Here is a 9,581-nt window from a genome sequence, read left to right on the forward strand (position 1 = left end):
GCGCACATCACGGTGAACAAGAACGCGATCCCGAACGATCCGGAAAAGCCGTTCGTGACGAGCGGCATCCGCCTGGGTTCGCCGGCGATGACGACGCGCGGCTTCGGCACGGCGGAAGCGGAGAAGGTCGGCAACCTGATCGCCGACGTGCTGGAAGCACCGGAAGATGCCGCGACGATCGAACGCGTACGCGGTCTGGTCGCGGAGTTGACCCAGCGTTTCCCGGTCTACGGCTGAGACGCGGCAATCGGGTTCGACTGCCGACGCGGTTGAACCTCGCTCGTTCCGAAGCGATATAAAAATCCGGCTCGCACACCGCGAGCCGGATTTTTTGCGCTGTGCGCGAACCGGTGTCGCGTCACACGGTCGGATCGACGTTCGCCTCGAGTTCGCGAATCCGCTCGTCGTTACGCGTGTCCTTGAGCACCGGCGGCCCGGCGAAGGACTTGCGCACGCCGAACCCGTACCAGATCACCATCAGCACGCCCACGAACGCGACGAGCACGTAGAGCACCTTCTCGTTCGGCGGCTGGATGCCGACGTACGCGAGCACGCACGCGCCCACCAGCGCGAGCAGCGCGCACGGCTTCGACCAGATGCCCAGCTGGAACGGGCCCTTTTCGGTCCACGTGCGCCCTTCGGCGAGCATCCCGGAACCGATCGGCATCGCATACGAGATGAACAGGAACACGGCGCTGCCCGCGCTCAGTACCGAGAACGCGTCGCCGTACAGCGTGACGACGATCGCGAGCACCGCGCAGGTCCAGATTGCCGGGCCGGGCGTCCGGTGATTGTGATTCACGCTGCGCAGCAGCTTCGACGCAGGCAGCCCGCCGTCGCGCGCGAACGCGTACATCATCCGCGACGTCGACATGATCGCGGCGAGCCCGCACACGTAGTTGATGAAGAACATCGCGAGCTCGAGGCAGACGCGCAAGGTCTTCGGGATCGGTGCGAGGATCGCTTCGAAGAAGCCGGTGCCCTGTTTCATCGCGGCGGTCAGGTCGGGCATGACCAGCACGAACGTGCACACCATCACGTAGCCGAACACCGCGGACCAGAACACCGAGCCGATGATGCCGCGCGGCACGTTCTTCGCCGCGTCGTGCGTTTCTTCCGACGTATGCGCGGACGCGTCGAAACCGGTGATCGTGTAGGTCACCAGCAGCAGGCCGGACAGGAACGCGAGCGGCGTGGTCTGCTTCGGCCAGGCGCCGCCGTCGACGCCCGTGTAGTTGGTGAAGGTGACGAGCCGATGCAGGTCGAACGTGACCGGCGAGTAGACCAGCAGCGACACGACCAGCGCGATCGTCACGACGAAGATCAGGTAGCCGGACAGGTCGGTGATCTTGCTCGCGATCCGGATGCCGCGTGCGTTCAGGATCGCCTGCGAAATCGTGATGACCGTGATGAACGCGGTCTGATGCCACCACGTCAGGCTGTCCGGACCGACGCCGAACATCGGTGCGATCAGCGTCTTGAAGAACGGATCGTAGGTGCCGAAGTTGATCGCCGCGATCACGAAGATCAGGCCGATCAGGTTGAGCCACGCCGTCATCCACCCCCATTTCTTCCCGCCGAGGATCGCGCCCCAGTGATAAAGGCCGCCGGCGGTCGGAAACGCGGACGCGATCTGCGACATCGACACCGCGACGATCAGCGCGAACAGCGAGCCGAGCGGCCAGCCGAGGCCGACCGAGGCGCCGCCGGCCGCGGAGAACGCCAGTTGAAACGCGGTGATGCCGCCCGACAGAATGCAGATCACCGAAAACGACACGGCGAAGTTCGAGAAGCCGTTCATGCGTCTCGACAGCTCCTGCGCATATCCCATCTTGTGGAGGAGGCTTACGTCGCTGTCGATACCTGCATCAGGCTGGATTTTCGCATCCATATTCGCTCCGTCACGTATGTCCTGCGAGGCAGGACCGTCATCGCTGCCCGGGCCCGGTGCTGCGGCCCGCTCCTGGAATTCGTCGGCGGGCACGCGTTGTCATGCATCGATGGCGATCGCGTATCCGGTCCGATACGGAACGGTATGAAGCCAAATCTCGCGGCGATATCGGATTTCGGCAATCCGGCGAAACTCCGGACGGGTGCACCGTTCGGGGGCATCGCGTGGCGGGCTGAATATTTGTAAGGAATCCATGCGGATCGGGATGATCCGTACTTGTCGAAATGCGACAGCCGGGGAAAAAGTGCGCTCCCGTGAAGGGCGACATGGCCCGCAATCGCTTTCTGAAGTCGACCGCGCCCCGTGTCGCAATCCCGTGAGTCGGCCCGGCAGGGAACCTGGAGCGGCCTACTCGGCTTGCTGCTTGCCGGGTTTCCGTCCGAACCGCGCACGGTAGTCGCGCGGCGATATTCCGACCCGCTTCGCGAATGCACGTTGCAGCGCATCCACGCTGCCGAACCCCGAACGTTGCGCGACCCGTTCGAGCGGCCAGTCTGCCCGCTCCAGCAGCGCCTTCGCGCGCTCGACGCGTGCGGCCAGCACGAATTGCGCGGGCGGGAGCCCCGTCTCCTTGAGGAAATTGCGCGCAAACGTGCGCTCGCTCATGTGCAGGCGCGCGGCCAGCGCGGCGACGCCGAGATCGCCGGTCGGGTCGTCGGCGATCGACGTGAGCAGCGCGCGCATCGGTGGCGTCGCGTTTGCCTGGATGTCGAGACCGACGCTGAACTGCGCCTGTCCGCCGGGACGGTGCATGAAGAGCACGAGTTCGCGCGCGACCGCGAGCGCGGTCGGCGCGCCGCAGTCGGCCTCGACGAGTGCGAGACACAGGTCGATGCCGGCCGTCACGCCGGCCGACGTATGAAACGGCGGATCGCTCACGTAGATCGCATCCGGCTCGACCCACACGTCGGGGCAAAGCGCCTGCAGCGTCGCACACTGATTCCAGTGCGTGGTGGCGCGCCTGCCGTCCAGCCATCCGCCCGCGGCGAGCACGAACGCGCCCGTGCAGATGCTCGCGATCCGCCGCGTGCCCGCGATCCGCGTGCGCAGCCAGGGCAGCACGCCGGCGTTCGACGCCGCGTGCCGCAGCGCCGCTTCGCTGCCGCCTGCGACGATGATCGTGTCGATGGGCTCGGGCAACGCCGCAAGCGCGGTCGGGCCGGCAAGACGCAGGCCCGCGTGCGTGACGATGTCGTTGCCGTGTTGCGATGCGAGCGTGAGCCGATAGCGCGGGACATGCCCGGGAAGATGGCGGTTCGCGACCGCGAACACTTCCATCGGGCCGGTGATGTCGAGTGACTGGACGCCTTCGAAGCCGACGACGACGATGTCGCGTGCCGGACCGGTTGACTGGGGCATGGCGGAAAGTGCGGTGGAGTTGTCCTTGTGACCGCGTGCATGATCCTTGTAATTTTCCGCACATGCAATCGATTGACGCGGGTGGGCGATGCGGGAATGGAACAGAAACGGGGCGATGCGCGTGGCGGTTGCGCTGCTCGTGTGTGCGGTGCTGGGCGCGTGCATGTCGGGGCAGTCGGCCGCGCACGGCGCACGAACGGTCACGCAAACGCTGAGCGTGAACGCACCGAAGGCGGGCCGCACGCGGCCGCTCGTTGCGATCGTCGCGGACAACGCCGGAACGGAGACGACCGATTTCATCGTTCCGTACGCGATTCTGAAGGCGTCGGGCGCGGCCGATGTCGTGGCCGTGTCGGCCGACGCCGGCGCGGTCGAACTGATGCCCGCGCTGCGGATCCTGGCCGATACGACGTTCGACCGGTTCGACGCGGACGTGCCCCTCGGCGCGGACGTCGTGATCGTGCCGGCCTTGCATCGTGCCGACCGGCCGGCCGTGCTCGCGTGGCTGCGCAAACAGGCCGCTGCCGGCGCCACGATGGTGGCGATCTGCGATGGCGCGGCCGTGCTCGCGAACGCCGGGCTGCTGCGCGATCGCATCGCGACCGCGCACTGGTATTCGCGCGACGGGCTGCGTCGCCGTTTTGCCGATACGGCGTGGGTCGACGATCGCCGCTACGTGATGGACGGCAACGTGATGACGACGAGCGGCGTGTCGGCGTCGATTCCCGCGTCGCTTGCGCTGGTGAATGCGCTGGCGGGGCCGGTGGCCGCGCGCGAAACGGCACGCAACATCGGCGCGCACGGATGGAGCGACGTTCACGACGGCAGCCGGTTCGGGTTGACCGCGCGCGCCGTGGCGACCGCACTGACGAATCGCGTCGCGTTCTGGCGGCATCGGACCTTCGATCTGCCTGTCGCGAGCGGATTCGACGAACTTCCGGTTGCGCTCACCGCGGATGCGTGGGCGCGGACGTGGCGCAGCGACATCGTCGCAACGGCGGACGCGCACGTGATCGAATCGAAGCACGGGCTGCGCTTGCTGACGCAACCGGCCGATGCCGGCCACGCGCGCGTGACGATTCCGGACGGGCGGCGCGGCGAAGCGGTGCTGCCCGGTGTGCTCGGCGACGTCGCGGCGAGCTACGGCGACGCGACGTCGGACTGGGTGGCGCTGCAACTGGAGTATGCGAGGTAGCGGGTGCCGGGCTTGCGCGTTACCGGGCGCAAACCGTGCTCCGGCGCCGGAAACGGCCCGAACGGGATGATGTGCCGATCGACGAGCCCGGCCTGTGCCAGCGGACATGCGTGCAGCACTTCGCGCGCACTTCGCGCTTTCCACCGACTTGCATTCGGCGTTTGATCGCGACGCCCGGGCGGCCACGCGGCGAAGCGTCGGTTTCGAGCGTGAACGTGGATGCGCGCGATGCTTCGTTACATGCGGGTTGCGCTCAGGCCGTCGCCGTGCGCCGCGCCGACAGCCGGTTCCACAGCATCCCGGCGCGGCTTCCGCTTCGACAATAGGCGAGCACCGGCTTCGGCAGCGCATCGATCAGCGCGCCGAACGCGTCGACTTCCGCATCGCCGACCCGGTCGCGTTCGACCGGCAGATAGCGCGCGTCGAGGCCCAGTTCGCGCGCAGCGGCGGCGATTGTCTCGAACGCCGGTTGATCGGTGCCTTCGCCGTCCGGCCGGTTGCAGATCACCGCGCGAAAACCGGCGCTGCGGATCGCTTTCAGGTCCGCCGGCGTGATCTGTCGCGACGCGGTGAACCCGGTCGCTGCCGCGGCCCGGCATTGCTCGAGCGCGCGCGCGAAACATGCGATCGCGAAATCGACGTCCTGTTCCGTCGTGAAGCGGCCGAAGCTGATCCGCACCGTGCGGCCCGCGGCTTGCTCGTCGAGGCCGATCGCGGTCAGCACGTGAGACGGTGCGCCGCTGGTCGAGTTGCATGCGGAGGTCGACGACACGGCGAGCGCATCGCCGAGCATGAACGGGAAGAAGCCCGGCACGTTCACCGTGAGGCTCAGCGTGTGCGGGATGCGGCGCGCCGCTGCCGCGTTGTGCGTGATGTCGCCGAGCGTGAGCAGCGCGTCCTTCAGGCGTGCACTGAGTGCCGCGATCCGCGCGGCTTCGCGCTCGAGTTTCTCGGCGGCCAGTTCGCACGCCACGCCCATCCCGACGATCTGGTGCGTCGCGAGCGTGCCCGAGCGCAGGCCGCGCTCGTGCCCGCCGCCGTGGATCTGCGGCGCGATGCGCTCGGCGATCTCGCGGCGGACGAACAGCGCGCCGATGCCCTTGGGGCCGTACACCTTGTGCGCGGACATCGACAGCAGGTCGATGCCGAGCGCGCGCACGTCGATCGGCGTCTTGCCGAGCGCCTGCGCGGCGTCGACGTGCAGCAGCGCGCCGGCCGCATGCACGATGCGCGAGATCGCGCCGATGTCGGTCAGCGTGCCGAGTTCGTTGTTGACGAGCATCAGCGACACGAGGCCCGTATCGGGGCCGATCGCCGCGGCCACGGCGTCGACGGTGATTTCGCCGTCGGCGGTGGGTGTCAGGTAGGTCGCGGTCATGCCGCGCTTCGACAGGTTCGCCATCGTGTCGAGGATCGCCTTGTGTTCGATGCGGCTCGTGACGAGGTGGCGCTTGCCGGTCGCGGTCTCCGCGTAGCCCTTCAGCGCGAGGTTGTTCGATTCGGTGGCGCCCGACGTCCAGACGATCTCGTCGGCCTGCGCGCCGATCAGCGCGGCGACCTGCGCGCGTGCGTGCTCGACCTTTTCCTTCGCGAGCCGGCCGGCGGCGTGCGAACTCGACGCGGGATTGCCGAAGATGCCGTCGGCACCGAGGCAGGCCGTCATCGCTTCGATCACGCGGGGATCCGCGGGGGTGGTGGCTGCGTAGTCGAGGTAGTGCAGCGGGGTGGTATCGCTCATGTCCTTCTCTGGTTCTTTCTCTTCGGAATGGGAGAAATGATACGAGGGAGGACGGGGAAAAAGGATCCAAAGTTGGCTGTGAATTCAGAGCGATGTGGAATAACGTTTTCTTTTTGTTGGATATTGGGGAATTTGTTTTCGTCTTGACCTGATGGAAGACCGGGAATTGTTCATGCGGATGCCGGCGCGGCCGGGCGCTGCCGATGGGCGTTGCCCGGCCTGCCTGCGACGTATCGGATGTCCGTGAACGCCCTGAGGGGAGCGTCGATCACGTCAACTCGTCTTGATCGGGCTGATTCGATAAGCGATGCGCGTCCTGCACCCACGCATGCAGCGCTTGCTCATATTTCGCCGGGATCGTAATCGTGAGCGTGGTGAGGTGCGTGACGTTGCCCGGTAGTTCCAGATATCGCTGCCACGCCTTGCGAACGAGCTGCGACATTGCCGAGCGGTTCATACCCAGTTTCGCGGCCAGCTCGCGCTGTGGGCGGCCCTTCACGAAAATCTCGTGCAGGGCCCATTGGTTCAACGGTTTGATGCGGGTATCTTGAAGCCGCAGCAGTCGGAACTGTTCGGCGGTCATGCGTCGTGTCTTCAGCATTCAGGGGCGCCCGGAGTTCGGAATGGAAGAAACGAGCGTCGCGCCGCACGAAGTCTTGTGACCGTCGAATGCGGCGGCCCGACCTTCGACGTTGAAGGCAGCGTCGCCGGCGGCAATCGTGCAGGTGCCGTGGATCGGACACGAACACGTGTCGCCGAAGCGCGCGACCGCGCGCCCCATGACCTTGCTGATGTCGGCGCCGGACTCGACCCGGCCGCCGTGGGTATGGCTGTCGCCTACCCGGATGATTCCTCGCATATGACTTGTCCTCTCGATGATTCGCGCGGCATCGGCGTTTTACTCGCCACATGCCGCGGTGCTGGTTTGCATCACCACGAATAGCCTTGCATGCCGTAGTCGGTGTCGTGTCGGCGTCCCCACCAGGGGAGGTACGCATTGTTGCCGCCGCGTGCGCGGAACCAGTCTTGGTCCGGATCGATCGGCGTGAGCTTCGATGGTGGTCTGACGACGACGGCGACGGGGTGCTCGGGGTCGGTCGTGCCGGCGACCAAGGCGTTGCCGCCAAAGTGGTTGATCCGGCCGATTGCGAGTGCGACGTCGGTCAATGCGCTGCCGGTTCCCATGTCGCCGAGTAGGGCGGCCGTGTTGAAGGTCTGATTCGTGTGGTCGTATTCAGGGAGGGTTTCGGTCAAGGTCTGCGCGAGCGAGACAACGCGTGACGACGCTGCGTCGCTGGGTACACCTGCGTCGTGGACGATGTAATTCAGGTCCGTGACCGCGACACCGGCGTTGCGTGCTGCTTCGCCGATCGTGGCTTTCCATGCCTGCACGGCGCGTGTCGTGCCGACCTTCGGTGAAAAATCGTGCGTGTTGCCGGTTGCGGCCTTGCCGATCCAGGCGAGCGGTTCGCGCTCGGTGTTGAAGTTCGGGCCGGCGAGGAACAGCACGACGAGGTTCTCGTTGATCTGCGCATCCGTGGGCGGGAAGTTCGGGGCGTCCCAGTTCATTGCCCATACGGTCTTGTCGGGGTTCTTCTGTAAGTAGTCCAGCGCGTTGTTCAGCGATGTGAAGCCGGCGTTTGCGCCGCCTTGAGTGATTTGCACGTCGGGAGGCGTATCGCGGCTCCACATCGTCGGGAAATGCCGATTGCCAATCGAGAACGTCTTTCGGATCGAGTCTTGCAAGTAGGTTTGCGACTCGGTCGCATCAAGTCGGTTCGGAATGGAAAGCTCGACACGAATGCCCGCCAGTTCATGCCAGTCCTTCTGATTGGCCGGGCTCACTGTGTAGAAATATTTTGGATTGGATGCGTAGCGCGACCGAAGTAGAAGCGGTAACTCGAACATGTACTTGCGATAGAAGCCTCTAAACGTTTCAGTGCCTCTGTTGCCGTATGCGATACCCGCTACCGATTGCAGCGTCGTAAAAGACTTCGGATCGGTGCGGACCATATCGTCATTCTTGTTTGGCACTGCAAGTCCCTGCGTCCACAACAATTGCCATTCGGTCGGGTAATCCTTCCGCTGCAATGGATTCAACCAAATCAGACCGACAACCTGTGCGACTAACGGCTTCGCCGGTTCTTCGGCTGCCACCGCCGTATTCCTTGTGGACTCTTTGGCAGGAGTGGCACGTGCCGGCCGCATCATGGCAGTGGTGAATAGAAACACCATGAGCGCAGTCAAGCAGGGTACGACGACGAATCGTTTCATCCAGTCTCCTATTTGCAACTGTGCCGGGTCGGGTTGTTCAACGTGCGCCGTAAGCGAGGCCATGAGCACGATGGTGATCAGACAAGCCGAAGCAGCGATGGCAACACGTCGCGGCCAAGTGGCGATCAGCGCCTTCAAATCACACCCCCGACCTTCAGATAGAACTCGCCTTCACGTTCATCCACAATCGCGTCGGATATATTTCCGTCGCCTTTCTCCAGATGTACCCAATCCTGAATCGGTAGATCTTCAAGTTCACCCATCGCAAAATATCCGTAGTACTTCTTGTTCGGATTGTTGTCCGATAGACCTTTTCCCATTCGCCAATCCGCTTCGATCCTCAAGTCATATAGTTGTTCGGGTGTCAGGTAGCACAGGCCGATAGCAACGTCATACGCAAGCGCTTTTTCTGCATGCTCAGGGTTCGTCATCGTCGTCGAGTGGTTCGTCGGGCTGTTGGTCGCACCGCGATCGAGCCAATCGACGATCTGCTGGTCGCGCCATTCCTTGTAGCCTTCGGGCATCGCGCTTTTGCCGTCCTCGCCGATCACGTGGCCGTCGCGATCGAACCATTCCGTATTCAGCGTTCGACGCGCTTCCATGCGCATCAATGCGCGGTCTTCATAGCGCTGCCCGGCCTCCGTGCCTGCTGTGCCCTGTGCGACGCTATCTTTGTTCTTCGGCTGGTACTGATCGTACGGATCATCGGCTCGCTTATCCGCATCGCTCTTGTTGGCGTCGCGCCAAGCGGCTGGCGGATCGTTGCCTTCGTTGAAGTCGCTTGTCGCATCGCCGTCCTTGGTCTCGACTGGTTTACCGAATCGCATCGCCTTTGGCGGGAACGGCTCGTCGAGCGCCGGCGCATCCGCCACCACCGTCCAGCCCTTCGGCGGATCGGCGTTCACACGGAGCATGTTCAACGCCGAACTGATCCCGGTCACGACGAACATGAGTGGCGCGGTTGCCAGCGTCGCGGCTATCCCCAGGACGCTTTCGTTTCCTTTGAGCGCACCGATCAGATTGAATTTGGCCGGCGGTGACGGCGGATACCAGAATCCCGGCTT

General features: G+C 64.7%; 8 protein-coding genes and 1 pseudogene. 2 read left to right on the top strand and 7 right to left on the bottom strand.

Annotated elements, in window-relative coordinates:
- Positions 1-237 (top strand): annotated as a pseudogene (gene glyA, locus DIE16_RS35890) (serine hydroxymethyltransferase); the annotation flags it as partial.
- A gap of 121 nt (positions 238-358) precedes the next feature.
- Here glyA and DIE16_RS35895 read toward each other — a convergent pair.
- Both DIE16_RS35895 and DIE16_RS35900 read right to left on the bottom strand, forming a co-directional pair.
- Positions 359-1,891 (bottom strand): amino acid permease, encoded by a 1,533-nt coding sequence (locus tag DIE16_RS35895; protein ID WP_124489854.1) that lies wholly within the window; start codon positions 1,889-1,891, stop codon positions 359-361.
- A 408-nt stretch (positions 1,892-2,299) separates the two neighbouring features.
- Positions 2,300-3,310, bottom strand: a complete 1,011-nt coding sequence (locus tag DIE16_RS35900; protein WP_124894405.1) for a GlxA family transcriptional regulator — start codon at positions 3,308-3,310, stop codon at positions 2,300-2,302.
- Positions 3,311-3,398: 88 nt separating this feature from the next.
- Between DIE16_RS35900 and DIE16_RS35905 the strand changes: the two genes are divergently transcribed.
- Positions 3,399-4,505 (top strand): DJ-1/PfpI family protein, encoded by a 1,107-nt coding sequence (locus DIE16_RS35905; protein WP_124894406.1) that lies wholly within the window; start codon positions 3,399-3,401, stop codon positions 4,503-4,505.
- A gap of 253 nt (positions 4,506-4,758) precedes the next feature.
- Here DIE16_RS35905 and DIE16_RS35910 read toward each other — a convergent pair whose 3' ends face one another.
- The 5 genes from DIE16_RS35910 to DIE16_RS35930 all read right to left on the bottom strand — a co-directional run.
- Complete coding sequence (locus tag DIE16_RS35910; protein WP_124894407.1) at positions 4,759-6,243, bottom strand: aminotransferase class V-fold PLP-dependent enzyme; 1,485 nt, start codon at positions 6,241-6,243, stop codon at positions 4,759-4,761.
- A 268-nt stretch (positions 6,244-6,511) separates the two neighbouring features.
- Positions 6,512-6,826 (bottom strand): TrfB-related DNA-binding protein, encoded by a 315-nt coding sequence (locus DIE16_RS35915; protein WP_124894408.1) that lies wholly within the window; start codon positions 6,824-6,826, stop codon positions 6,512-6,514.
- 18 nt (positions 6,827-6,844) lie between these two features.
- Complete coding sequence (locus DIE16_RS35920) at positions 6,845-7,102, bottom strand: PAAR domain-containing protein (RefSeq protein ID WP_124571453.1); 258 nt, start codon at positions 7,100-7,102, stop codon at positions 6,845-6,847.
- Positions 7,103-7,173: 71 nt separating this feature from the next.
- Positions 7,174-8,517: a virulence factor gene (locus DIE16_RS35925; RefSeq protein ID WP_124894409.1), complete on the bottom strand. Its 1,344-nt coding sequence runs from the start codon at positions 8,515-8,517 to the stop codon at positions 7,174-7,176.
- Positions 8,518-8,651: 134 nt separating this feature from the next.
- On the bottom strand, positions 8,652-9,581 hold a 930-nt coding region (locus DIE16_RS35930; RefSeq protein ID WP_124894410.1), incomplete at its 5' end, for a DUF3274 domain-containing protein.

It is taken from the genome of Burkholderia sp. Bp9090 (genome assembly GCF_003857985.1).
Lineage (GTDB): Bacteria > Pseudomonadota > Gammaproteobacteria > Burkholderiales > Burkholderiaceae > Burkholderia.

What these genes read in the sequence shown, in the direction of transcription:
- DIE16_RS35895 (WP_124489854.1), bottom strand. Translation starts at nt 1,891, where the DNA reads ATGGATGCGAAAATCCAGCCTGATGCAGGTATCGACAGCGACGTAAGC.
- DIE16_RS35900 (WP_124894405.1), bottom strand. Translation starts at nt 3,310, where the DNA reads ATGCCCCAGTCAACCGGTCCGGCACGCGACATCGTCGTCGTCGGCTTC.
- DIE16_RS35905 (WP_124894406.1), top strand. Translation starts at nt 3,399, where the DNA reads ATGCGGGAATGGAACAGAAACGGGGCGATGCGCGTGGCGGTTGCGCTG.
- DIE16_RS35910 (WP_124894407.1), bottom strand. Translation starts at nt 6,243, where the DNA reads ATGAGCGATACCACCCCGCTGCACTACCTCGACTACGCAGCCACCACC.
- DIE16_RS35915 (WP_124894408.1), bottom strand. Translation starts at nt 6,826, where the DNA reads ATGACCGCCGAACAGTTCCGACTGCTGCGGCTTCAAGATACCCGCATC.
- DIE16_RS35920 (WP_124571453.1), bottom strand. Translation starts at nt 7,102, where the DNA reads ATGCGAGGAATCATCCGGGTAGGCGACAGCCATACCCACGGCGGCCGG.
- DIE16_RS35925 (WP_124894409.1), bottom strand. Translation starts at nt 8,517, where the DNA reads ATGAAACGATTCGTCGTCGTACCCTGCTTGACTGCGCTCATGGTGTTT.